Source organism: Streptomyces sp. NBC_01537 (genome assembly GCF_045040445.1).
In the GTDB taxonomy this organism is placed as follows: domain Bacteria; phylum Actinomycetota; class Actinomycetes; order Streptomycetales; family Streptomycetaceae; genus Actinacidiphila.
In genome coordinates this window covers 3225407-3248509 of record NZ_CP109392.1, presented here as the reverse complement: position 1 = coordinate 3248509, position 23103 = coordinate 3225407, and the positions used below count along the sequence as shown (strand labels likewise).

The following is a 23103-nucleotide window of genomic DNA, read 5'->3' as shown; positions in this document are numbered from 1 at the left end:
CGGGCTTGCCGGAGCGTTGTCAGTGGTGCCGTCTAACGTGGTGATCGTGAAGCCACATGTGCCCGGTGCTCCCGAAGAGCTCTCAGACCTGCCGTACGCGCACCTGCTCCAGCCCTATGAGGGCGGGCGCGGGCTCGAAGTCGAGGCGCGCTACGACACCGTCCACTTCGACCGCCTCGACTTCGAGGACGACGACGCGGCAGGCGCGAGCTTCCTGGAATGCGCGATAACGGACAGCTCGCTCACCGGTGTGGGCCTGCGCCGGGCCCGGCTCAACGACGTCTGGCTGGCGGGCGACCGGTTCGTCGGTACCCAGCTCGCCGAGAGCGGCTGGCAGGACGTGGTGGCCGGGTCCTGCGTTCTGGCGGGCGTCGAGGCCTTCGGCGCGGTGCTGCGCCGGGTGGTCTTCCGGCGCTGCAAGTTCGACTCCGTCAACCTGCGAGCGGCCGAGCTGCACGAGGTCGTCTTCGAGGACTGCGTCCTGCGTGATGTGGACCTGGGCGGGGCGAAGCTGAACGGGGTGTCCTTCCCGGGCTCCGCGCTGGAGCGGATACGGCTCGGCAAGGCAGTCCTGAAGCGGACCGACGTGCGCGGCACCACCGTCCTGGACCTCGCGGAGGGGTACGAGTCGCTGCGCGGCGCCGTCATCGACACCGGGCAGCTACTGGAGCTGGCGCCGGCTCTCGCCGTCACTCTCGGCATCACCGTCAAGGACCGCTGAGCCGGGCTGGGGGTCCAGGGCGAAGGGCTGCCGGTCGGCGTATGCGAGGCGGGACACGCCGTCGTTGGTGTCGACGAACTCGCCGTAGTTCTTCAGGCCCAGCCGCTCGGCGACCGCCCGCGAGGCCTCGTTGTGGCCGAGGATCCACGCGAAGACCGGCACCTCGGGGTCGACCGCCGCGGCGGCGGCCAGCGCGGCCTGCGACATCTCGGTGGCGTAGCCATGGCCCCAGGAGGAGGGAGCGAACCGGTAGTAGAGGTTCCAGCCGCCGCTGGCGTGGCGCTGCACTCCGCCGACGCCGATCGTCGATCCGTCGGAGCGCAGCCGCACGCTCCAGTAGCTGAGTCCGTCCGTCCGCCAGCGGGCGGCCGCCCGGTCGATCCAGACGCGGGTCTGGTCCGCGGTGGTGTGCCGGCCGTCGGGGTCGTGCCGCCAGGTCTCCGGGTCGGAGTTGATGGCGAACAGGGCGGCCAGGTCGGCCATCGAGACGGCGCTCAGTTCGAGGCGTTCTGTGTGTTTGTGTTCGAACGCCTCGTTCGCTTCTTTGTGCATCGCGTAATAATCACATGGATCAATGGGGAGGGCACGGATAATCGGGCCCATGGGAAAGAGCTATGAGCGCCTCGACGCCCGCCTGCGTTCGTTCATCGAAGAGCAGAAGATGTTCTTCACCGCCACCGCCCCCCTGTCCGCCGACGGCAAGGTCAATGTCTCCCCGAAGGGCCTCGTCGACGGCTCCTTCGCCATCATCGACGACCTGACCCTGGCCTATCTCGACCTCGGCGGCAGCGGCGCCGAGACCATCGCCCACCTCCGCGAGAACGGCCGCATCACGCTGATGTGGTGCGCGTTCACCGGCAAGCCCAACATCGTGCGCGTGCACGGGCACGGCGAGCCTGTCTTCCGCGACGACCCGCGCTGGGACGACCTCATCACCCACTTCGGCGACGACTTCCGCAAGCGCACCGACTGCCGCGCGATCATCGTCATCACGGCCGAACGGGTCAGCGACTCCTGCGGCTTCTCCGTGCCGCACTTCGACTTCGTCGAGGACCGCACCCTGCACACCCAGCGCTTCAGCCGCGAGACCGAAGACACCTTCAGCGACTACTGCGAGGCCAAGCCCTACGTCGCCACCAGCCTCGACGGCCTGCCCGGCCTCCCGCTGCCGCTCCCGGCCCGGACGTCCTGATGAGGCCACGCCTCTGACTCCCGCAACTTCCTGTCATGCACGCGGTCTTGTGGGCAGAAGATCCTTCTGGGCTAATAACTCAGAACGGAGAGGACGGTCCCCCATGCCCGTAATCGGACGACACCGCCGCCAGCCCCCGCCCAACCGGCTGAACCGGACCGCCGTCGCCGTCACCGCGGCCGGTGGCGCGGGCATCGCCCTGCCGCTGATCAGCACCTCCGGCGCGGCGGCGGCCCCGCTGACCGTCTGGAACAAGGTCGCCGCGTGCGAGAGCAGCGGCAACTGGAGCATCAACACCGGCAACGGCTACTACGGCGGGCTCCAGTTCGCCCAGTCCACCTGGAAGGCGTACGGCGGGGCGAGATACGCCGCCCGCGCCGACCTCGCCACCAAGCAGGAGCAGATAGCCGTGGCCGAGAAGGTCCTGGCCGGTCAGGGGCCGACCGCCTGGCCGGTGTGCTCGGTGCGCGCCGGGCTGAACGGCACGGCGAAGAAGACCGAGGTCCACAAGTACACGTACAAGCCGAAGCCGAAGGCGACCAAGGCCGCCAAGCCCGCCGCGTCCACCAAGCCCGCCGCGTCGGCCAAGGAGTACGAGGTCGTCAGCGGCGACACACTGTCGGGCATCGCCGGCGATCAGCACGTCAAGGGCGGCTGGCACCGGCTCTACGAGGCCAACCGCAAGACCGTCGGCCCGGACCCGGACCTCATCTACCCCGGCCAGGAGCTGGCGCTGCCCGGTACGAAGGCTCAGCCGAAGACGACGAAGGCCCAGCCGAAGACCGCGACGAAGGCCCAGCCGAAAACCACCGCCGCCAAGGCCAGCACGCACTCCACCACGCACACCACCACCCACACCGGCTACGTCGCCCCCGTCGCCGCCGACTACCGCCTCGGCACCGCCTGGGGCACCCCCGGCTCCCTCTGGGCCAGCGGCCACCACACGGGCCAGGACTTCGTCGTCCCGACCGGCACCTCCGTGAAGTCCGTCGCCGCCGGCACCGTGGTGACCTCCGGGTGGGGCGGGGCGTACGGCTACCAGGTGGTGATCCGGCACGCCGACGGGATGTACACGCAGTACGCCCACCTCTCCTCGCTGACCGTACGAGCGGGCCAGACCGTCAGGGCCGGCCAGCAGCTCGGCCGCTCCGGCTCGACCGGCAACACCACGGGCCCGCACCTGCACTTCGAGGTCCGCACCGGCCCGGTCTACGGATCGGACGTCAGCCCGCTCGCGTACCTCCGCAAGCACGGGGTGAGCGTGTAGGGGAGCGCCCAGGCCAAGCGGCAGGCCCTAACAGGCGAGCGCGGCCCACACCGCGTGGCCGCTGCCGCCCGGCTGCGCCGATCCCGCGCCCCAGCGCACTGCCAGGGCCTCGACCAGCATCAGCCCGCGCCCGCCCTCGTCGTCGAGGCCGGCCTGGCGCGGCACGAGGTCGCCGGCGGCGCAGCCCCGGTCGGTCACCTCGACGTAGACCAGCTGGTCGGCGGTCCAGAGGGCGACGTCTATCCGGTCGCTGCCGCTGTGCCGGACGGCGTTCGTGAACAGCTCGCTGACGACGAGCACCATGTCGTCACCGCAGGGCACACTCCAGCTGTGCAGTATCGCGCGCACCCGGCGGCGGGCCTCGCAGACGGCGGTGTCCTCGGCCGGCAGGTGGAAGGCGGCATGGGACGGGTAAGGGCGTGGGGCCGGCGGGATCAGCCGCATGTCGGGAGCCACCGTGCCTGCCTTCCATGTGCCTGTGGGGGGACGCGCCGAAGGGTGCGAGGGCCGGGGCGGGGCCCAACTCCCTTGACTTCTCGGCCGCATGGGCTGGATCACACTCCAACTATCGCTTCCGTCCGTACCGAATGGCAAGGGACACTTTGCAGATTGCAGAAACCGGCCTGCAGTATGTGTCCGGCGTCCCAGCCGTGGCACACTTCTGGGAACGAGCACAAAGTCACCCGCGCAGCCACAAAAAACCAGAGGGGCAAAGGGCATGAGTGAACCGCGGTCCGCTCCGACCGTCGGCCAGATCGTGCTCGGCAAGCGGCTCCAGGACCTGCGGGAGAAGGCCGGCCTCTCCCCGGAGCAGGCCGCCCGCGCGCTGCGCGTCAACCAGACGACCGTACGCCGCATGGAGAAGGCCGAGGTCGGCCTCAAGCTCCTCTACGTCGAGAAGCTGCTGCAGACTTACGGCGTGGACCGCGAGGAGACCGACGCGTTCCTCGGCCTCGCCGAAGAGGCCAACAAGCCCGGCTGGTGGCACAACTTCCGCGATGTCGTGCCCGACTGGTTCAGCGTCTACGTGTCCCTCGAAGGCGCCGCCAAGCGCATCCGCGCCTATGAGCCGCACTGGGTCCCGGGCCTCCTCCAGACCGAGGACTACGTCCGCGCCCTCATGGCCGTCGGCTTTCCCCAGGCCTGCAGCGAGGAGCTCGACCGCCGGGTGGCGCTGCGCATGGAACGGCAGGCGCTGCTCACCAGACCCGGGGACGCGCCCGAGCTGTGGGCCGTCATGGACGAGGCGGTGCTGCGCCGCAACGTCGGCGGTCCCGAGGTCATGCGCGGGCAGATCGAAAGCCTGCTGGAGGCGGTCGAACGGCCCAACATCACGCTCCAGGTGGTGCCCTTCGCCACCGGCCCGTATCTGGGCTGCTCAGGGCACTTCCAGATCTTCCGCTTCCAGATCCCGGAACTGCCGGACATCGTCTACGCGGAAGGCCTGACCAGCGCGGTCTACATGGACCAGCGCGAGGAGGTGGCCGCGCACCTCCAGGCTCTGGACCGGGTGTGCGAGCAAGCGGCGACCCCTGAAGGCACAGCGGCCTTCCTCCGTGATCTGCTCAAGGAGATCTGAACGATGGATCGCGATCGAATCGATCGAATACGCACCGGCATGCCCGCCCGCAACCTCGGTACCGAGGGCTGGCACAAGCCGTGGAGCGGACCGAACGGCGGCGCCTGCGTCGAGGCGAAGAAGCTCAACGACGGACGCGTAGCGCTGCGGCAGTCCACCGATCCGGACGGGCCCGCGCTGATCTGCAGTAACCAGGACATCACGCAATTCATCCTCGGCGCCAAGTCCGGCGCCGCGGACTTCCTGATGGGAGAGGTCGCATGACCCCGGGCCGTATAGACACCACCAAGCCCCACCCGGCCCGGATGTACGACTACTACCTCGGCGGCAAGGACCACTACCCCATTGACGCCGAGGCCGCCCAGGGCGTCCTCACCATCAACCCGCACGCCGCCCACGGCGCCCGTGCCCTGCGCCGCTTCATGCAGCGCAGCACCCACTTCCTCGCCGCCGAGGCGGGCATCCGCCAGTTCCTGGACATCGGCACCGGTATCCCCACCGAGCCCAACCTCCACCAGGTCGCCCAGAGCGTGCACCCCGAGGCCCGGATCGTCTACGCCGACAACGACCCGATCGTCCTCACCCACGCCCGCGCCCTGCTGCGCAGCAGCCCGGAGGGCCGTACTGCCTACCTGGACGCCGACGTGCGCGAGCCGGACAAGATCCTCGGCGCGCCGGAGCTGCTGGACACCATCGACCTGTCGCAGCCGGTCGCGCTGAGCCTGAACGCCCTGCTGCACTTCGTCCCCGACGAGTTCCGGGCGTACGAGCTCGTCTCGGCCTTCGTGGACGCGCTCGCGCCCGGCAGCTACCTCGTCATCTCCCATGTCACGCCCGACTTCGACCCGGAGACGATCCTCAAGGTCATCGCGCACTACAACACGAGCGGCATCCCGGCGCAGTCGCGCACCGAGGCCGAGGTGACGGCTTTCTTCGACGGTCTGGAGCTGGTCGAGCCGGGCGTCGTGCCGGTTCACCGGTGGCGGGCGGGGGCCGGCGACCCGACGGCGGGCTACACGAACCAGCAGGCCGCGAGCTATGTGGGCGTGGCGCTGAAGCGCTGACGCGGTCGCTGAGGCGATGGCTGAGTGATCGCTGAAGCGGCGGGCGGATGTTACATCTGACGGACCGTCTGTCGTATTCTCATAAAAGTCTTTGAGTCCCTTGGCATGGCCACCCGTATGAACGGGTGAACCAGGCCGAGGGAGGTCCCAGTTGAGTCACGCAAGGCAACGCAACGTCCGCAGGATCGGCATCTTCGCCACCGCTGGCGGGCTGATCTGCGCCGGGGCGGTGGTCGCGGGGGCATTCGCGAGCCAGTCGTCCGACAAGGCATCGACGAACGCCGCCACACTCGCCAGTAAGGATCCCGCCGCACTCGCCGCCCAGTTGGTCAGCCAGCTCGGCACCGACGACACGGCGGGCGCTTGGCTCGGCGACGACGGCAAGGCGGTCGTCGCGGTCACCGACCAGGACGCGGCAGCCGCAGTCCAGGCCGCCGGCGCCACCGCCAAGATGGTCACCCGCAGCTCCGACGTGCTGGCCACCGCCACCGCCGCGCTGAAGGCCGCCCCCACGGTGGCCGGCACCGCATGGTCCGTCGACCCCAAGACCAACCAGGTCGTGGTGCTCGCCGACACGACGGTCTCGTCCACCGACTGGAGCACGCTGTCCACCACGGCGACCGCCCAGAACGGCGCCGTACGTATGGAGCGCACGGCCGGCACCTTTACCACCCGCGCCGCAATCGCGGGTGGTGACGCGATCTTCTCCGACGTCGCCCGCTGCTCCCTCGGCTTCAATGTCACCGACGGGACCAGCAACTTCATCCTCACCGCAGGCCACTGCGGTGAGGTCGGCACCCCCTGGGCCGCCGACCAGGCCGGCACGGCGACCCTTGGCTCCACGGTCAAGGACACCTTTCCGGGTGACGGCGACTTCTCGCTGATAGCCACCGACGGCACGGCCATCGAGCAGCCCAGCGAGGTCGACCTCGGCAACACCACCCAGGCGATCACGTCCGCCGCCGAAGCGGTCGTCGGCGAGGCCGTCGTCCGGAGCGGCAGCACCACCGGCGTCCACGACGGCGAGGTCCAGGCCCTCAACGCCACCGTCAACTACCCCGAGGGCACCGTCACCGGCCTCATCCAGACCAACGTCTGCGCCGAGCCCGGCGACTCCGGCGGCCCCCTCTTCGACGGTGACAAGGCCATCGGCCTCACCTCCGGCGGCGACGGCGACTGCACCGTCGGCGGCACCACCTTCTTCCAGCCCGTCACCACGGCTCTCGCCGCCCTCGGCGTCGACATCCCCGCAGCCGACGGCGCCACGGCCACCGCCACGGACAGCGCCACGGCCACCGACGCGCCGACCGACGGCGCCACGGACGCGCCCACGGACGGCGTGACGGACGCACCCACCGACGGCGCGACCGCAACGGACACGGCCACCGCGACCGATCTGCCCACCGACGCCGCCACCGAGGAGCCCACGGACGCGGCGACCGCCACCGAGGAGCCGCCCGCAGACGTCGCCCCCGGCTACATGTACGACCGCTCGCGTCACCACCGCAGCAGCCACTGACCCAGCAGCGCAACGCCGCTGACGCTTTCGAACCGCCGCGCCCCGCCCCTCCAGGCAGCGGGGCGCGGCTTCGTCGTAGCAGTCAGCTCTGCGTCCGTCAGCCCTGCGTCGTCACCCGGATCCCAAGCAGCTCGCGTACGTACGCATATTTCGCCGCCAGCCTGTCCCGGGTCTCCGCAGGAAGCACCGCCAGCCGCCCCGGATCCGCATTGTGTGCGAGATCCGCCTCCTTCACGAGAGCCGCCCCCGGCGTCGCCAGGATCCGCGCCGTGTACTCCTCCAGCGGCTCCCCGGGGCGTTTGGTCAGCGCCAGCACGATCTTCTTCGTCGCCTGTGGCAGCTCCGCATCCGCCAGCCACCGCTCCGACAGGACCCCGTCCTCCACCGCGTCATGCAGCCACGCCGCCGCGATCTGCTCCTCCGAGCCCCCGCGTTCGGCGACCCCGTGCGCCACGGCCGCGAGGTGCTCGACGTACGGGCGTCCCGCCTTGTCCACCTGCGCCGCATGGGCGAGCCGGGCGAGCGCTTCGACCTGGGTCAGATTCAGAGCCGTCATGGGGCAACCGTAGAGGCCATCCGGGGGAATGCGCGCGCCGGGAGCGGCAACCACGGCGACCCGCAGCAGGGCGGCCAGGGCCGCCACAATGCGCAGGCAACAGCTGCCGGTAGGGGGAGGTGCCGAGCGGCCCCGGCGTTCGCGGTGGCGGACGCCGGGCGCGGCCCGGCGGACCCGCCCCACACCGGTCCGGATGGTGGGGCGGCGTACGCCGGTCAGCTTGGTGAACGGCGTTTCGATCATGATATTACCCCGGGGTAACGACATCCCTCCCGGGGGGCCGCCGCCGCCCCCGCCGGTCAGAGGCGTTCGATGATGGTGACGTTGGCCTGACCGCCGCCTTCGCACATGGTCTGGAGGCCGTAGCGGCCGCCGGTGCGCTCGAGTTCGTGGAGCAGGGTGGTCATGAGCTTGACGCCGGTGGCGCCCAGCGGATGGCCCAGCGCGATGGCGCCGCCGTTGACGTTGACCTTGTCGGGGTCCGCGCCGGTGTCCTTGAGCCAGGCGAGGGCGACGGGGGCGAAGGCCTCGTTGATCTCGACGAGGTCGATGTCGCCGATCGACATGCCGCTCTTCTTGAGGGCGTACGCGGTCGCCGGGATCGGCGCGGAGAGCATGCGGATCGGGTCCTCGCCGCGCACCGAGAGGTGGTGGACGCGGGCGCGCGGGGTGAGACCGTGTTCGCGGACCGCGCGCTCGGAGGCGAGGAGCATGGCGGAGGCGCCGTCGGAGACCTGGGAGGAGACGGCGGCGGTGATGCGGCCGCCCTCGCCGATGACGGGCTTGAGTCCGGCCATCTTCTCCAGGGTGGTGTCCCGGCGCGGTCCCTCGTCGGCCGATACGTCGCCGTACGGGGCGAGTTCGCGGTCGAAGCGGCCCTCGTCGATGGCGCGTACGGCCCGCTGGTGCGAGCGCAGGGCGAAGGCCTCCATCGCTTCCCGGGTGATGCCCCACTTCTCGGCGATCAGCTCGGCGCCGTAGAACTGGCTGACCGGCCGGTCGCCGTAGCGGGCGGCCCAGCCCCGGGAACTGGCGAAGGGGCCGTCGGCGAGGCCGAGCGGCTCGACGGCGCGTTGGTTGGCGTAGCCGATGGGAATCAGGGACATGTTCTGGACGCCGCCGGCGACGACCAGGTCCTGGGTGCCGGACAGGACGCCCTGGGCGGCGAAGTGGACGGCCTGCTGGGACGAGCCGCACTGGCGGTCGACGGTGACGCCGGGGACCTCCTCGGGGAGTCCGGCGGCCAGCCAGCATGTGCGGGCGAGGTCACCGGCCTGGGGGCCGACCTGGTCGAGGACACCGAAGACGACGTCCTCGACGGCGGCCGGGTCGACGCCGGAACGTTCCATCAGGGCGGTCAGGATGTGCGCGCCGAGGTCGGCGGGGTGGACGCTCGAGAGTCCGCCGCCCCGGCGGCCCACGGGGGTGCGGACGGCTTCGACGATGTAGGCCTCGGGCATGATCACGACTCCTTCGGGGGGACGGCGATGCCGTCCAGGACCATGGACAGATACTGCCGTGCGATCTCTTCGGGGCTGTGCTGCCCTCCGGGCCGGTACCAGGAGGCGGCGACCCAGACCGTGTCGCGTACGAAACGGTACGTGAGCCGCAGGTCGAGGTCGGCGCGGAAGGCTCCGGTGGTGGCGCCGCGCCGCAGGGTGTCGAGCCAGACCCGTTCGAACTTCTCCTGGGAGTCGGCGAGATACCCGAAGCGCGGCTGGGCGGACAGGTGCCGGGCCTCTTTCTGGTAGATCGCGACGGCGGACAGATGCCGGTCGATCTCGCGGAAGGATTCGACGACCAGGGCCTCGATGGTTTCGCGGGGCCCCAGCCCGGCGGCCAGGACCGCGTCGTAGCCCGCCCACAGTTCCTGCAGGAAGCCGGAGAGGATCTCGTCGATCATCGATTCCTTGGAATCGAAGTGGTAGTACAGGCTGCCCGCGAGCATCCCGGCCGCGTCCGCGATCTGCCGCACGGTCGTGGCGTTGTAGCCCTGGCGGGCGAACACCTCGCCCGCCGTCGCCAGCAGCTCCGCGCGACGCACGGCGGCGGGAGCGGGAGCGGGGGCGGGCGTGGGGGAGGGGCTCACGGCTGTGGTCTTCTTCGGCACGGTCCCATTCTCGTCTGTCGCCCCGTCCTGCGGCGGGAGGATATTTCGCTGGGCACCGAAGCGTCCACGGCCTAGCGTCACAGCCATGACAACGGCGCCCGATCAGCACCAGCAGGAACACCAGGATCACCCGGATCACCCGGATCACAAGCAATGGCCCGCCCTTGCCGCGGCAGGCGTCACCGTCGTGCTGTGGGCCTCCGCCTTCGTCTCCATCCGCAGTGCGGGATCGGCCTACTCGCCGGGGGCTCTCGCGCTGGGGCGGCTGCTGGCCGGGACACTGGTGCTCGGGACGATCAGCGTCATACGCCGCCAGGGCCTGCCGCCCCGGGCGGCCTGGCCGGGCATCGTGACCTCGGGTCTGCTGTGGTTCGGCGGCTACATGGTGATCCTGAACTGGGGCGAGCGGGAGGTCGACGCGGGCACGGCGGCGATGGTCGTCAACATCGGGCCGATCCTGATCGCGCTGCTGAGCGGAAAGCTGCTGGGGGAGGGCCTGCCGCGCCGGCTGCTGGCGGGCATGGGGGTGTCGTTCGCCGGAGCCGTGATCGTGGGGCTGTCGATGAGCGGGGGCGGGGACGGAGGCGCCGACGGCGGGAAGGGCGCATCCCTGCTCGGCGTGGCGCTCTGTCTGCTGGCCGCCGTCGCGTACGCGGGCGGTGTGGTCGCGCAGAAGCCCGCGCTACGGCACGCCGGGGCTCTGCAGGTGACCACGTTCGGCTGTCTGACCGGCACCCTCGCCTGCCTGCCCTTCGCCGGGACCCTGGCGACCGAGGCGGCGCACGCACCGCTGTCCGCGACGCTCAACATGCTCTACCTCGGGGTCTTCCCGACCGCCCTCGCCTTCACCACCTGGGCCTTCGCCCTGGCCCGGACCACCGCGGGCCGGATGGGCGCCACGACGTACGTCGTCCCGACTCTGGTGGTGCTCATGTCCTGGCTGATTCTGGACGAGGTGCCCGCACTGCTCACGCTCGCCGGAGGCGCCGTGTGCCTGGCCGGGGTGGCGGTGTCCCGCCGCAAGAGCCGGGAACTGCCCCGGGCGGCCGCGGAGTAGGAGCCTCCAAGGCCCTTCACGGCCCTCCACAGCCCAATCACCGTTTGGACACTTATTGTTCTCACTGCAAACACCGAGGCACGGCGATCCCGACATGATCCGGCCATTGAATCTCCCCGGCGCTACGCCCGTAGCGAGCGCGAAGTTGGGGAGGGCCACGCACCATGTCATCCGCAGATGCATCGGCATCGGCAGAGGCGGATTCCGAGCCTTGGAGATCTGAGGACCCGGTCCGTCCCACCGCCGTGCGCGGGTTCGGCGACCGGGTCTTCCGGTGGCAGTTGACGGCGGCCGGGGTGACCGTGCTCGCCATCATGGCGGCGGTCGGGATCTTCCTGCTGCTGAGGGCCACGGCGGCGCTCAGGGTCACCGGCTTCTCCTTCCTCACCACCGCCCAATGGCAGCCGGACGTCCACCACTTCGGCATCGCGGCGGTCCTCACCGGGACTCTGCTGATCGCCCTCGTGGCGGTGGCCGTCTCGTTCCCACTCGCGCTCGGCACGGCGCTGTTCATCTCCGACGTCGCCCCGCGCGGCCTGCGCCGCACACTCGTCGCGATGGTCGACCTGATGGCGGCGGTGCCGTCGGTGGTCTACGGCCTGTGGGGGCTGTTCTTCCTCCAGACACATGTGATCGGACTGTCGCGCTGGCTGTCGCAGTGGCTCGGCTGGATCCCGTTCCTGCACGTGGACGGGGCGCAGCCGGGCGAGCCGCTCGCCTCCAGCAGCGTCTACACCGCCTCCACCTTCGTCGCCGGGCTCGTGGTCGCGCTGATGGTCGCGCCCATCCAGTGCTCGGTGATGCGGGAGGTCTTCGCGCAGGCCCCGGTGGGCGAGCGGGAGGGGGCGTACGCGCTCGGGGCGACCCGGTGGGGTGTGATCCGGTCCGTCGTACTGCCGTACGGGCGGGGCGGGATGATCGGCGGGACGATGCTGGGGCTGGGCCGGGCGCTGGGGGAGACCATCGCGGTCTACCTGATCATCAGCCCGGTCTTCACGATCCAGCCGCACATCCTGCAGACCGGCGCGAACTCGGTCTCCTCCCTGATCGCCCTGCACTACGGCGATGCCTCCGACTTCGGCATGTCGGCGCTGATGGCGGCGGGCCTGGCGCTGTTCCTGCTCACCCTTGCGGTCAACTTCACGGCGTCGTCGGTCGTGGCCCGCTCGCGGTCCGGCGCACAGAGCGAGGCATGAGATGACCGTCGTAGAAGACTCCCCGGTGGTCGCGGTCGCCGAAGAGGCCGTCATTCCCGAAGCGCCCGACCAGCCGCGCCGTATCGGTGGCCTGACCCGTACCGGCGTGCTGTCCCTGTGCGGGGCCGCCGCCTCCGGGCTGTGCATCGCGATCCTGCTGTTCGGGCAACTCGCCCCGCTGTCGGGCGCGTTCGGCTTCACCGTCGTCGCCTACGGCACCTTCCTCGCCGTCTACGCGGTGCTGACCGGCCTGGAGGAGGACGGCCCGGCGATCCGCGACAAGGTGATGACCGTGGTGCTGTGGTCGGCGGCCACGGTGCTGTTCTCCGGCCTCGTCCTCGTCGTCGGGTTCACGCTGTGGCGGGGCCGGGAGGCGCTGCCGCACCTGAACTTCTTCACCCAGGACATGCAGGCCGCCGGCCCGCTGGACCCGCTGTCCAACGGCGGCATCGCGCACGCCATGCTCGGCACGCTCATCATGATCACCATCGCGCTGGCCATCACGGTCCCGCTGGGCCTGGCCTGCGCGGTGTACCTCAACCAGGTCCCGGGCGGCTTCTCCCGGTTCGTACGCACCATCGTCGAGGCGATGACCGCGCTGCCCTCGATCGTGGCCGGCCTGATGGTGTACGCCACCTGGATCCTCGGCCTCGGCCTGCAGAAGTCCGGGCTGGCGGCGGGCTTCGCGATCAGCGTGATGATGCTGCCGATCGTGATCCGCGCCTCGGACGTCGTGCTGCGGCTGGTCCCCGGCACGCTCACCGAGGCCGCCGAGGCGCTGGGTGCGCCGCGCTGGCGGACGGTGTGGCACGTCATCCTGCCGACCGCCCGCTCGGGCCTGGCCACCGCCGTCATCCTCGGCACGGCGCGCGGCATCGGCGAGACCTCGCCCGTGCTGCTCACGGCGGGCTTCACCGCCGCCCTGAACGCCGACCCGACGGCAGGGCCGATGATCTCGCTGCCGCTCGCGGTCTTCTCCTTCGTCAAGTCCCCCGAACCCACCATGATCGCGCGCGGCTTCGGCGCCGCCGCCGTCCTGATGGCCCTGGTGCTCGTGCTGTTCACCGTCGCCCGCCTCATCGGCGGCCGGGGTGCCGGCCACCGCAGCAAGGGCCAGGCGCGGCGGGCGGCCCGTGCGTCGCGCCGCGACGTACAGCGCTTCGACGACCTGCACGCTCCCGCACTGCCCCTGTTCGACGGAGAGAACGACTGATGCGCAGCCAATTCCTCAGGCTCAGGCGGTTGCTGGTGGGGCTCGGTCTCGCCGCGCTCATGGGCGTGTCCGCCCCCGCCGTGCAACCGGCCGCGGCCGCCGGCTACACGCCCATCGCGGGCGCCGGGTCGACCTGGGCCGAGAACGCCGTGGACGAGTGGCGGCGTGATGTGAACCAGTACGGCATGCGGATCAGCTACAACGGGCAGGGCAGCTCCGACGGCCGCCGCCAGTTCCTCAACGGGACGGTGGACTTCGCGGTCTCCGACATCCCCTTCCAGACCAAGCCGACCGACGGATCGGCGGCCGAGAACCCCGCCAAGGGTTCGTACGCGTACATGCCGATCGTGGCCGGCGGCACCGTCTTCATGTACCACCTCACGATCAACGGCAAGAAAGTCACCAACCTGCGCCTGTCCGGGGACGTGGTCACCAGGATCTTCACGCGGAAGATCTCCAGCTGGGACGACCCGGTGATCGCCGCCGACAACCCCGGCCTGAAGCTGCCGCACCGCAAGATCATCCCGGTCGTCCGTTCCGACGGCTCCGGTTCCACGGCCCAGTTCACGATGTGGATGGCCAACCAGCACAAGTCGCTCTGGCAGGCGTACTGCAACAAGGTCGGCCGGGCCTCGGCCTGCGGCCAGACCTCGTACTACCCGACCGTTTCCGGGATGATCGCCCAGTCCGGGGACCTGGGCGTGGCGGGCTACGTGGCGCAGGGCTACGGCGAGGGCGCGATCGGCTACGTCAACTACTCGTACGCGGTCAACGCGCACTTCCCGGTGGCGAAGGTGCTCAACCACGCCGGGTACTACACCGAGCCGACCGCGCAGAACGTCGCGGTGTCGCTGCTCAAGGCGAAGATCAACACCAACAAGAGCTCCGCCGACTACCTCACCCAGCAGCTGAACGGCGTCTACAACGACACCGACGCACGCAACTACCCGCTGTCCAGCTACTCCTACATGATCCTCCCGATCAAGGAGCAGGGCACGTTCACCAAGGACAAGGGCCGCACCCTGGGCGCCTTCTCCTACTACTTCATGTGCCAGGGCCAGCAGCAGGCGGAGACGCTGCACTACTCCCCGCTGCCGATCAACCTGGTGAAGGCCGGCCTGGAGCAGATCCGCCGGATCCCGGGCGTCGTCGCCAAGAACATCGACATCAAGAAGTGCAACAACCCCACCTTCAGCGCTTCGGGCCGCAACAAGCTCGCCGAGACCGCGCCCTACCCCAAGGCCTGTGACAAGAAGGGCGCCGCGCCCTGCACCACCGGCAGCGGCGGGGCCAAGGCCGGCAGCAGCTCCGGCGGCGGCTCGACCGGCGGTACGACCACCGGCGGCACGAACGACGGAACCGGCGGTGACACCGGCGGCACCGGCGGCACCGGTCCATCCGTCGACCCCGACACCGGACAGACCATCGCCGCCGACGGCTCCACCGGCAGCGGCGGCACCAGGACCGGAACCTCCGGCACCGGGACCACCGGCACGATCGCCCTCGCCCAGCCGGTCACCGTGGCCGGGAGCAGCGGCTGGGGCGGGGCGCAGACGCTGATGCTGCTGGCGGGGATCGCGGTGCTCGCCCTCGTACTCCTGCCCTCCTTCGTGTCCCGACTCCTCGCGAGGCGATCCCGTTGAGATTCCCGCTGAGACTTCTCCCGGCTCTGCGCCGCATCGCCGCCGGAGCCGCCATCGGCGCCCTCCTCGGCGGTATCGCGGCCCAGGCCGCGCAGCCTGCCACGGCGGCGTCGAACGACAACTCGGCGGTCACGGTCTCCGGCCGCGGCGAGTTCCAGGACATGAAGTTCACGGTCAGCCAGACCGCGCACCTGACCAGCCAGGCCGTCACCGTCTCCTGGACCGGCGGCACCGGTACCAGCTTCGCCGGCACCCAGTTCAACACCGACTTCGTCCAGATCATGCAGTGCTGGGGTGCCGACGACCACACGGTCGCCTCGAACCCCGGTCCGCCGCGCACCCAGTGCCAGTACGGGGCGTCACCAACGACGAGCCGCAGCAGTTGGCCGGGTAACGCCTACGACGACACCCGTTCCGTCTTCTACTCGGCGGACCCGTCCAACTACGGTCAGGACAACCGCTACGGCGCGGGCGGCGTGAGCGGACAGGGCGAGGTGCCCTTCAAGTCCGTCGACGGCACCGTCATCACCAGCAGCACGCAGAACAACAAACTGTTCAGCTACAACACCACCAACGAGGTGGACTTCGCCCGCACCAGTTCCGACGGCACCGGCAGCGAGTTCTTCGAGGTCCAGACCGCATACGAGGCGCCGCACCTCGGTTGCGGCGCCTCCACCGCGGCCGCCCGGTCCTGCTGGCTGGTCATCGTCCCGCAGGGCCATCTCGACCTGAACGGCAAGCCGTACGAGGACACCACCCAGGTCAACGCCGGCTCCCCGGTCTCGTCCACCAACTGGGCCAACCGCATCGCCGTCAAGCTGAACTTCAACAAGGTCGGCTCCACCTGCGCGCTCGGCTCCGACGAGCGTGCCACCACCGGCAGCGAGCTGGCCGCCGATGCCATGACCAGCTGGCAGGCCGCCCTGTGCTCCACCGGCACGGTCTACGGCTACACCCAGCTCGACGAGCCGGACGCCCGCGACCGTCTGGCCACCGGCGGTTCCACGGGCCTGACCTACACCACCAGAGCCGTGGAATCCGCCACGGACGTCACGTACGCGCCAACGGCCCTGTCCGGCACCGTCATCGGATTCACCATCGAACGCAGGGCCAAGTCCGATGCCTCGGACGACGTGCGAAAACTCACCGGCTCCAAGATCCAGTCCATCAACCTCACGCCACGCCTGGTCGCAAAGCTGCTCACCGAGTCGTACCGCAGCTCCACCTGGGGATCGGTGGTGACCAAGTACGTGGACGGCACCTCCACCCTCCAGGCGGCCAAGGGCTACGGGTGGGCGAAGACCAACCCCTCGGGCTTGGCCACAGACCCAGAATTCATCAAGTACAACCCGGAGTTCGCCAGCCTCTCGGTCTCCGAGACCCCTGCCACCGACACCGATCTGATCACCACACTGGGGCACAGCGACTCGTCCCGCGCGGTGTGGAAGTGGATCGAGTCCGACAGAGCGGCCCGGCGCTTCCTGGCGGGCATTCCCGACGACTGGGGCATGACCGTCAACCCGTACTACAGCACCAACGCCGACCAGAACCGGTCCGGCATCGCCTTCGACCCGTCCCGTGACGACTACCCGAAGAGCGACCCCTGGTGCACCATCCCGCCGGGCAGCGACGCCACCGACAAGCAGTGCATGATCGACTTCCACCCCTATGTGGAGGATCTGCACTCCGGCGCCCTGCACACCCGTCGAGCGGATGTGCTGTGGAAGTCGAGCTGGGATCCCTTCGCCAGCCCGCCCACGTACAAGAGCCCCGGCCCGCAGACCGTCGGCTCGCGCTTCGTCATGACCATCACCGACGCCGCCTCCGCCGCCCGCTACGGCCTGCAGACCGCTCTGCTGCGCAACGCGAAGGGCACATTCGTCGCCCCGACCGCCAAGAGCCTTCTTGCCGCTGCCACCAGCGCGACCGGTGACACGATCCGCGAGATCGACCCGGCCACCGTCACCGGCAAGAACGCCTACCCGCTGGCTCAGCTGGTCTACGCGGCGGTGCGTCCCTCCACCCTCACCGCCGCAGCCCGCAAGGACTACGCGACCCTGCTGACGTACGCCGCCGGCGCCGGCCAGACCACCGGCACCGGTCCCGGCGAACTGCCGCCCGGCTACGCTCCTCTGTCGCCCGCCCTGCGCGCCCAGGCCAAGACGGCGGCCACCGCGATCGCCCAGTGGAAATCCGCCGCCACCTCGGACGGCAGCACCTCGGCCGAAACGACCGGCAGCGACGACACGGGCAGCGGCACCGTGGGCGACGGCACCACCGCAACTGCCCCCTCCACCGCCGTGAGCCCCGTCGCCAGCAGCTCCCCGTCCTTCGACGGCGGCACGGCCGTCCAGGTCACCGCGAACGGCACCACCCCGGCCGACCCCGCAAGCTCCCTGCGCTACGCCGTCCCCGTGGGCGCCGCCCTCGGCGCGGCCGCAGCGCTGGGCGCGCCCTTCGCAGGCGGGGCCAGACCCCGGGTGCCGCTGCCGCTGCGGATCCCGCTCCCCGGCGGGCGGTCGCTGACCGTCCTGCCCCGCGTCACGCTGCCGGCGCGCCTGCGCCGGAGCGGCTGACGCCCCACAGACGGCCGCCCGCCCCGAAGGACAGTCGGGGCGGACGGCTGGTACCACCCTGCCAGATCCCTGACACACACCCGTTTCGACCGTTCATGAGCAGGAGAACCTCCATGCGCTCCACCCGCTCTACGCGCCTTGCGACAGCGACCCTCACGGCCGCCGTCGTGGTCGGCGGTCTGGTCATCGCCAGTCCGGCACAGGCCGACCCGACTCCTGCCGGTACCTTCCGCCAGCTGGTCGGCGTGGGCTCCGACACCACCCAGGACGTGCTCAACGCCCTGGCCGGTGACACCGTCAACGGCACGAGCTACGCGGCCACCGCGGTGACCGCCAACGGCTCCGGTATCGCCTCGTACGATGCGGTCGACCCCGCCACCGGCACCGCCCCGTCCAACATCACCACCCGCAGCGGCGGCCCGTCGTTCCTGCGCCCCAACGGGTCGGGCAACGGCCGGATCGCGCTCAGCGAGGCGCTGACCGGCGACCTCTACCCGAACGCGGCCGGCGTCAGCATCTCCGGCCAGGTCGACTTCGCCCGCTCCTCCGGCGGCCCGAGCGTTGTGGGCACCGGACTCACCACCTTCACCTACATCCCGATGGCCCGGGACGCGGTGGGCGTGGCGGTGCGCGGCAGTGCCCTGCAGAACCTGACGGTGGCCCAGCTGCACGACATCTACGGCACCGACAACATCACCGAGATCAACGGCACGACGATCCACCCCTACCTCCCGCAGAAGGGCTCCGGCACCCGGAAGTTCTTCCTGGCGTCCATCGGCCTCGACGAGAGCACCGTCAAGACGGTCGACACCGTCCAGGAGAACCAGGCCAACGCGGCCCTCACCGCCGACGGCGCCCTCGTACCGTTCTCGGTCGCCAGCTGGATCGCCCAGAGCAACGGCATCGCCCCCGACTACAGCTCCACCGCTGTGGCCGGCGGCGCCTACCTCGCCAACATCCAGCTCCCCGGCGACACGGGCACCACCTCCCCGATCGTGACGGTCAACGGCAAGCTGGCCCCGGTCGAGTCGTACTACGCGAACTCCACCTTCGGCCGGGACGTCTACAACGTCGTGCCGACCCGGGCGATCGATCCCACCAGCATCTTCTACGACGACAACCTGTACGACGTCTTCGTCACCAGCGGCGACCACACCGCGGCGCTGGCCTCGGACAGCTCCGAGGCGGTCATCGCCAAGTTCGGCTTCGTCAACGAGTCCTACAACGGCTCCATCAACCTGTCCAAGCACGCCAAACTCGGCGGCCTGGAGGAGTCCGGCGTCGCACTCGGACTGCCCAACGCCCCGCTCGTCAAGGCAACCCCGGCCAGCGGGAGCCTCAAGCTCGGCTGGACCGGCACCACCACCGGCCTGCCGATCACCGACTACCGGGTCCAGCTCCTGGACTCCACCGGCGCCGTCGTGGTCAACAAGGACCTGACCGCCGCCACCGCCTCCTACACCTTCACGGGCCTCACCCCGGGCAGCTACACCGCCTCGGTGACCGCCAACAACCTCAACGGCGCGGGCACCGCCACCTCCTGGACCGGCTCCGTCAAGTACGGCAGCACCACCACCGCCTCGGCCGCCACGACCGCGTACGGCAAGGCCCCCAAGGTCGCCGTCACCGTCAAGGGCAGCAACTCGGTCGCCCCGACCGGCAAGGTCACCGTCAAGGAGGGCACCACGACCCTCGGCACGGGCACCCTGAGCAGCGCGGGCAAGGTCACCATCTCGCTGTCCAACCACCTCAAGGTGGCCAAGCACAGCCTGACGGTGACGTTCGCGGGCACGAGCAAGCTCTACAGCTCCACCACCAAGGTCTCCCTGACCGTCACCAAGGCCTCGGCCGCCGTCACCACCTCGGCGCCGTCGTCCATCAGCCACACCAAGAAGGCCAAGGTGGCCGTCAAGGTCACCGCCACCGGCACCACTCCCGGCGGCAAGGTCCAGATCATGCAGGGCACCAAGGTCATCGCGACCGGCACCCTGAGCGGCGGCAAGGTCACCGTCACGCTGCCCAAGCTCAGCAAGGGCAAGCACACCCTGCACGTGCACTACGTGGGCTCGTCGACGGTCGCCGCCAAGAACGGCGCGAACTTCGTCATCAAGTCCACCTGAGCAAGGCCGTAGCAGCCGGGGAGGCCCCATCGCCGGGCCTCCCCGGCCCTCACACACGTAAGGAGGGCCGCCATGACGGTCACCGCACCCGCACCCGCCCCCGTGGCGGCGCCGCCCAGGACCATCCCCCTGCCGACCGTTCCCCCGGCACGCCACCTCGCGCGCGGCGCGCTGCTCACCCTCGCCGCACTGCTCCTGGGCATCACCGCCCAGCTGCTCCTGGTCAGCCACCTCCAGCAACGCGCCGCCCAGCAGGCCGCGTTCGACGAGCTGCGCGCCAACCTGGCCCTCGGCACGGCCCCGGTCGCGCAGACCGACCAGGAGGGCCACCTGCTCGGCCCGGGCACGCCGGTCGCGATCATCGCCATCCCGGCCCTTCACCTCCACCAGGTCGTCCTGGAGGGCACCGACTCCGCCGTCCTCGCCGACGGCCCCGGCCACCGCCGCGACACCCCGATGCCCGGCCAGGCCGGCACCAGCGTGGTCATGGGCCGCGCGGGAGCGTACGGAGCCCCCTTCGCTGACCTGGCGGATCTCGCCCCCGGTACGGAGCTCACCGTCACCACCGGCCAGGGCAAGGCCAAGTACCGCGTCCTGGACACCCGCCGCGCAGGCGACCCGGCCCCCGCCACCGTGGCCGCCGGCAAGAGCCGCCTGGTCCTGGTCACCGCGACCGGCCCCCGCTTCCTCCCCTCCGGGATCCTGCGCGTGGACGCCGATCTGGTCTCGGCCACCTTCGAAACGCCCGCCGCCACCATCCAGGCCGGCACCCTCCCCGACGCCGAGCAGCCCCTCGCCGCCCGCACCGGCATCCCCTGGCCCTTGGTGATGTGGCTCCAGGCCCTGGCCCTCGCCTCCATCGCAGCCGTCTGGGCCTGGCACCGCTGGGGCCGCCACCAGACCTGGATCGTCTTCGCGCCCGTCGTGGCAGTACTGGGCCTCCAGGTCGCGTCCCAGGTCACCCAGCTGCTCCCGAACCTGCTGTAGAGGAACGAAACGCCATGACAACCGAAGCCACCGACGTGACCGACACCGCCGTCCTCCCCCTGGTGCGGGCAACCCAAGCGAACCCCGCCGTCCTGGAAGCCCGCGCCGTCTCCGCCTGGTTCGGCACCCACAAGGTCCTGGAGCGGGTCTCCCTCACCATGCCCGCCGGCGAGGTGACCGCCCTCATCGGCCCCTCCGGCTGCGGCAAGTCGACGTTCCTGCGCATCCTCAACCGCATGCACGAGATGATCCCCGCCGCCGCCCTCTCCGGCGAGGTCCTCTTCGAGGGCGAGGACATCTACGCCCCCGGCCGTCGCCTCACCGACGCCCGCCGCCAGATCGGCATGGTCTTCCAGAAGCCCAACCCCTTCCCGGCCATGTCGATCTACGACAACGTCCTGGCCGGCCTCAAGCTCACCGGCATCCGCGCCTCCCGCCGTGAGAAGGACGAGCTCGTCGAGGAATGCCTCACCCGCGGCGGCCTCTGGAAGGAGGTCCGCGACCGCCTCCGCCAGCCCGGGGGCGCCCTGTCCGGCGGCCAGCAGCAGCGCCTGTGCATCGCCCGCTCCCTCGCGGTGCGCCCCCGCATCCTCCTGATGGACGAGCCCTGCTCCGCCCTCGACCCGACCTCCACCCGCCGCGTCGAGGAGACCATCCTCGAACTCGCCGGGCAGGTCACCGTCGTCATCGTCACCCACAACATGCAGCAGGCCGCCCGCGTCTCCCGCCAGTGCGCCTTCTTCCTCGCCGAACAGGGCACCCCCGGCCACATCGTCGAACACGGCCCCACCGACGACATCTTCGGCAGCCCTCAGGACACCCGCACCGCCGACTACGTGGCAGGCCGCTTCGGCTGACCCGGCCGCATGATGCGGCCGAGCCGCTCGTCCCGCCCGTCCCGTCTGTTTCCTACGGGCGGCCCAGGCCGCGGTACGTCCACCCGGCGGCCCGCCAGCGCGCGGCGTCGAGCGCGTTGCGGCCGTCGATGACGTATGGCTCGGTCACCGTGGCCCGCAGAGCGACGGGGTCCAGGTCGCGGAATTCCTGCCATTCGGTGAGGTGGAGGACGACGTGGGCGCCGCGCAGGGCGTCCTGGGCCGAGACCGCGTAGGCCAGGGTGGGGAAGGACTTGCGGGCGTTGTCCATGGCCTTGGGGTCGTAGACGCAGGTGTTGCCGCCCATGAGCTGGATCTGGGCGGCGACGTTGAGCGCCGGCGAGTCGCGTATGTCGTCGGAGTCGGGCTTGAAGGCGGCGCCCAGAACGGCGATGCGGCGGCCCAGGAAGCTGCCGCCGACGGCCTCGCGGGCCAGGTCCACGACACGCGTACGGCGGCGCATGTTGATGGCGTCCACCTCCCGCAGGAAGGTGAGTGCCTGGTCGACGCCCAGCTCGCCGGCCCTGGCCATGAAGGCGCGGATGTCCTTGGGCAGGCAGCCACCGCCGAAGCCGACGCCGGCCCGCAGGAAACGGCCACCGATGCGGGTGTCGTGGGACAGCGCCTGGGCGAGCATCGAGACATCGGCGCCGGCGGCCTCGCAGACCTCCGCCATGGCGTTGATGAACGAGATCTTGGTGGCGAGGAAGGCGTTGGCCGAGGTCTTGACCAGCTCGGCGGTCGGGAAGTCGGTGACGACCACGGGAGTTCCGGCCTCGATCACCGGGGCATAGACCGCACGCAGCCGCTCCTCGGCCTCCGCCGACCGTACGCCGAAGACCAGCCGGTCAGGCCGCAAGGTGTCCTCGACGGCGAAACCCTCTCTCAGGAACTCGGGGTTCCAGGCGAGTTCGGTGCCCTCGGGCATCAGCCCGGCGAGCCGCTCGGCGGTGCCGACCGGGACGGTGGACTTGCCGACGACGAGGGCGGGACGGCCGGCCAGCAGGGGCGCCAGGTTCTCGATGACGGCGTCGACGTAGCGCAGGTCGGCCGCGTTGGAGCCGGCCGCCTGAGGTGTGCCGACACAGGAGAAGTGGATGTCGCCGAATTCCGCGACCTCTTCGTACGAGGTTGTGAAACGCAGCCGTCCGGAAGCGACATGTTTGGCGAGCAGTTCCTCGAGTCCGGGTTCGTAGAAGGGAACCCGGCCCGATCGCAGTGCGGCGATCTTGTCCGGATCGACATCGAGGCCGAGAACCTCGTGGCCTATTTCCGCCATGCAGGCGGCATGGGTGGCACCGAGATATCCGGTGCCGATGACTGTGACACGGGCAGACACTGATTTGGCCTTCCGCAAACGGGCCGCCAGCGGGGCCGCATACCGGTTGGGACGTGTGGGGGAGAGCGGAACCATATCTCAACCGGGTT

General features: G+C 70.5%; 21 protein-coding genes. 15 read left to right on the top strand and 6 right to left on the bottom strand.

Going from position 1 to position 23103, the window contains the following annotated elements; translation table 11 throughout:
* Positions 1 to 46 precede the first annotated feature (46 nt).
* Positions 47 to 721 (top strand): pentapeptide repeat-containing protein, encoded by a 675-nt coding sequence (locus tag OG607_RS14725; protein WP_405723346.1) that lies wholly within the window; start codon positions 47 to 49, stop codon positions 719 to 721.
* Here OG607_RS14725 and OG607_RS14720 read toward each other — a convergent pair.
* A complete protein-coding gene (locus OG607_RS14720) occupies positions 662 to 1273 on the bottom strand; it encodes a GNAT family N-acetyltransferase (protein ID WP_405723344.1) in 612 nt (203 codons plus the stop codon). The genes OG607_RS14725 and OG607_RS14720 overlap by 60 nt on opposite strands.
* A 49-nt stretch (positions 1274 to 1322) precedes the next feature.
* Between OG607_RS14720 and OG607_RS14715 the strand changes: the two genes are divergently transcribed.
* Positions 1323 to 1913, top strand: a complete 591-nt coding sequence (locus OG607_RS14715; protein WP_405723342.1) for a pyridoxamine 5'-phosphate oxidase family protein — start codon at positions 1323 to 1325, stop codon at positions 1911 to 1913.
* 103 nt (positions 1914 to 2016) lie between these two features.
* Positions 2017 to 3180 carry a transglycosylase family protein gene (locus tag OG607_RS14710; protein ID WP_405723341.1) on the top strand — a complete coding sequence of 388 codons (1164 nt, stop codon included), beginning with the start codon at positions 2017 to 2019 and terminating at the stop codon, positions 3178 to 3180.
* A gap of 27 nt (positions 3181 to 3207) precedes the next feature.
* Here OG607_RS14710 and OG607_RS14705 read toward each other — a convergent pair whose 3' ends face one another.
* The gene (locus OG607_RS14705) at positions 3208 to 3624 is read right to left on the bottom strand and encodes an ATP-binding protein (protein WP_405723339.1); all 417 of its coding nucleotides are present in this window, start codon (positions 3622 to 3624) and stop codon (positions 3208 to 3210) included.
* 274 nt (positions 3625 to 3898) lie between these two features.
* Here OG607_RS14705 and OG607_RS14700 point away from each other — a divergent pair, with 274 nt between their 5' ends.
* The 4 genes from OG607_RS14700 (at position 3899) to OG607_RS14685 (ending at position 7342) form a co-directional block, all read left to right on the top strand.
* On the top strand, positions 3899 to 4759 hold the full coding sequence (locus tag OG607_RS14700; protein ID WP_405723337.1) for a helix-turn-helix domain-containing protein: 861 nt from the start codon (positions 3899 to 3901) through the stop codon (positions 4757 to 4759).
* Between the two features lie 3 nt (positions 4760 to 4762).
* Positions 4763 to 5023, top strand: coding sequence for a DUF397 domain-containing protein (locus tag OG607_RS14695; RefSeq protein ID WP_405723335.1), 261 nt, complete (start codon positions 4763 to 4765; stop codon positions 5021 to 5023).
* Positions 5020 to 5823 (top strand): SAM-dependent methyltransferase, encoded by an 804-nt coding sequence (locus tag OG607_RS14690; RefSeq protein WP_405723334.1) that lies wholly within the window; start codon positions 5020 to 5022, stop codon positions 5821 to 5823. The genes OG607_RS14695 and OG607_RS14690 overlap by 4 nt, the downstream gene beginning before the upstream one ends.
* 151 nt (positions 5824 to 5974) lie before the next feature.
* Entirely contained in the window at positions 5975 to 7342 is a 1368-nt protein-coding gene (locus OG607_RS14685) for a S1 family peptidase (protein WP_405723332.1), read from the top strand.
* Positions 7343 to 7439: 97 nt separating this feature from the next.
* Here OG607_RS14685 and OG607_RS14680 read toward each other — a convergent pair whose 3' ends face one another.
* The 3 genes from OG607_RS14680 to OG607_RS14670 form a co-directional block, all read right to left on the bottom strand.
* A complete protein-coding gene (locus OG607_RS14680) occupies positions 7440 to 7898 on the bottom strand; it encodes an HD domain-containing protein (RefSeq protein ID WP_405736770.1) in 459 nt (152 codons plus the stop codon).
* Between the two features lie 299 nt (positions 7899 to 8197).
* On the bottom strand, positions 8198 to 9358 hold the full coding sequence (locus tag OG607_RS14675) for an acetyl-CoA C-acetyltransferase (RefSeq protein WP_405723330.1): 1161 nt from the start codon (positions 9356 to 9358) through the stop codon (positions 8198 to 8200).
* A gap of 2 nt (positions 9359 to 9360) precedes the next feature.
* Positions 9361 to 9987: a TetR/AcrR family transcriptional regulator gene (locus OG607_RS14670; protein ID WP_405736767.1), complete on the bottom strand. Its 627-nt coding sequence runs from the start codon at positions 9985 to 9987 to the stop codon at positions 9361 to 9363.
* A gap of 106 nt (positions 9988 to 10093) precedes the next feature.
* On the opposite strand from OG607_RS14670, the gene OG607_RS14665 reads away from it, so the two are divergent.
* The 8 genes from OG607_RS14665 to OG607_RS14630 all read left to right on the top strand — a co-directional run bounded on the left by OG607_RS14665 (position 10094) and on the right by OG607_RS14630 (position 21657).
* Positions 10094 to 11065 (top strand): DMT family transporter, encoded by a 972-nt coding sequence (locus OG607_RS14665; protein WP_405723328.1) that lies wholly within the window; start codon positions 10094 to 10096, stop codon positions 11063 to 11065.
* Between the two features lie 245 nt (positions 11066 to 11310).
* Positions 11311 to 12261 carry a phosphate ABC transporter permease subunit PstC gene (gene pstC, locus OG607_RS14660; RefSeq protein WP_405723327.1) on the top strand — a complete coding sequence of 317 codons (951 nt, stop codon included), beginning with the start codon at positions 11311 to 11313 and terminating at the stop codon, positions 12259 to 12261.
* A 1-nt stretch (position 12262) separates the two neighbouring features.
* A complete protein-coding gene (gene pstA, locus OG607_RS14655; RefSeq protein WP_405723325.1) occupies positions 12263 to 13474 on the top strand; it encodes a phosphate ABC transporter permease PstA in 1212 nt (403 codons plus the stop codon).
* Positions 13474 to 15117 carry a phosphate ABC transporter substrate-binding protein PstS gene (gene pstS, locus OG607_RS14650; RefSeq protein WP_405723323.1) on the top strand — a complete coding sequence of 548 codons (1644 nt, stop codon included), beginning with the start codon at positions 13474 to 13476 and terminating at the stop codon, positions 15115 to 15117. Before pstA ends, pstS begins: the two co-directional genes overlap by 1 nt.
* Positions 15114 to 17693 carry a hypothetical protein gene (locus OG607_RS14645; protein WP_405723322.1) on the top strand — a complete coding sequence of 860 codons (2580 nt, stop codon included), beginning with the start codon at positions 15114 to 15116 and terminating at the stop codon, positions 17691 to 17693. Before pstS ends, OG607_RS14645 begins: the two co-directional genes overlap by 4 nt.
* 113 nt (positions 17694 to 17806) lie before the next feature.
* On the top strand, positions 17807 to 19813 hold the full coding sequence (locus tag OG607_RS14640) for an Ig-like domain repeat protein (RefSeq protein ID WP_405723321.1): 2007 nt from the start codon (positions 17807 to 17809) through the stop codon (positions 19811 to 19813).
* A 72-nt stretch (positions 19814 to 19885) separates the two neighbouring features.
* Positions 19886 to 20800: a sortase gene (locus OG607_RS14635; protein ID WP_405723319.1), complete on the top strand. Its 915-nt coding sequence runs from the start codon at positions 19886 to 19888 to the stop codon at positions 20798 to 20800.
* 14 nt (positions 20801 to 20814) lie between these two features.
* A complete protein-coding gene (locus OG607_RS14630) occupies positions 20815 to 21657 on the top strand; it encodes a phosphate ABC transporter ATP-binding protein (RefSeq protein WP_405723317.1) in 843 nt (280 codons plus the stop codon).
* Positions 21658 to 21709: 52 nt separating this feature from the next.
* On the opposite strand, the gene OG607_RS14625 is transcribed toward OG607_RS14630, so the two are convergent.
* Positions 21710 to 23014, bottom strand: a complete 1305-nt coding sequence (locus tag OG607_RS14625) for a UDP-glucose dehydrogenase family protein (protein ID WP_405723315.1) — start codon at positions 23012 to 23014, stop codon at positions 21710 to 21712.
* Positions 23015 to 23103 lie beyond the last annotated feature (89 nt).

Coding starts and splice junctions, on each gene's coding strand:
- OG607_RS14720 (WP_405723344.1), bottom strand. CDS start 1,273: ATGCACAAAGAAGCGAACGAGGCGTTCGAACACAAACACACAGAACGC.
- OG607_RS14715 (WP_405723342.1), top strand. CDS start 1,323: ATGGGAAAGAGCTATGAGCGCCTCGACGCCCGCCTGCGTTCGTTCATC.
- OG607_RS14710 (WP_405723341.1), top strand. CDS start 2,017: ATGCCCGTAATCGGACGACACCGCCGCCAGCCCCCGCCCAACCGGCTG.
- OG607_RS14705 (WP_405723339.1), bottom strand. CDS start 3,624: ATGCGGCTGATCCCGCCGGCCCCACGCCCTTACCCGTCCCATGCCGCC.
- OG607_RS14700 (WP_405723337.1), top strand. CDS start 3,899: ATGAGTGAACCGCGGTCCGCTCCGACCGTCGGCCAGATCGTGCTCGGC.
- OG607_RS14695 (WP_405723335.1), top strand. CDS start 4,763: ATGGATCGCGATCGAATCGATCGAATACGCACCGGCATGCCCGCCCGC.
- OG607_RS14690 (WP_405723334.1), top strand. CDS start 5,020: ATGACCCCGGGCCGTATAGACACCACCAAGCCCCACCCGGCCCGGATG.
- OG607_RS14680 (WP_405736770.1), bottom strand. CDS start 7,898: ATGACGGCTCTGAATCTGACCCAGGTCGAAGCGCTCGCCCGGCTCGCC.
- OG607_RS14675 (WP_405723330.1), bottom strand. CDS start 9,358: ATGCCCGAGGCCTACATCGTCGAAGCCGTCCGCACCCCCGTGGGCCGC.
- OG607_RS14665 (WP_405723328.1), top strand. CDS start 10,094: ATGACAACGGCGCCCGATCAGCACCAGCAGGAACACCAGGATCACCCG.
- pstA (WP_405723325.1), top strand. CDS start 12,263: ATGACCGTCGTAGAAGACTCCCCGGTGGTCGCGGTCGCCGAAGAGGCC.
- pstS (WP_405723323.1), top strand. CDS start 13,474: ATGCGCAGCCAATTCCTCAGGCTCAGGCGGTTGCTGGTGGGGCTCGGT.
- OG607_RS14640 (WP_405723321.1), top strand. CDS start 17,807: ATGCGCTCCACCCGCTCTACGCGCCTTGCGACAGCGACCCTCACGGCC.
- OG607_RS14635 (WP_405723319.1), top strand. CDS start 19,886: ATGACGGTCACCGCACCCGCACCCGCCCCCGTGGCGGCGCCGCCCAGG.
- OG607_RS14630 (WP_405723317.1), top strand. CDS start 20,815: ATGACAACCGAAGCCACCGACGTGACCGACACCGCCGTCCTCCCCCTG.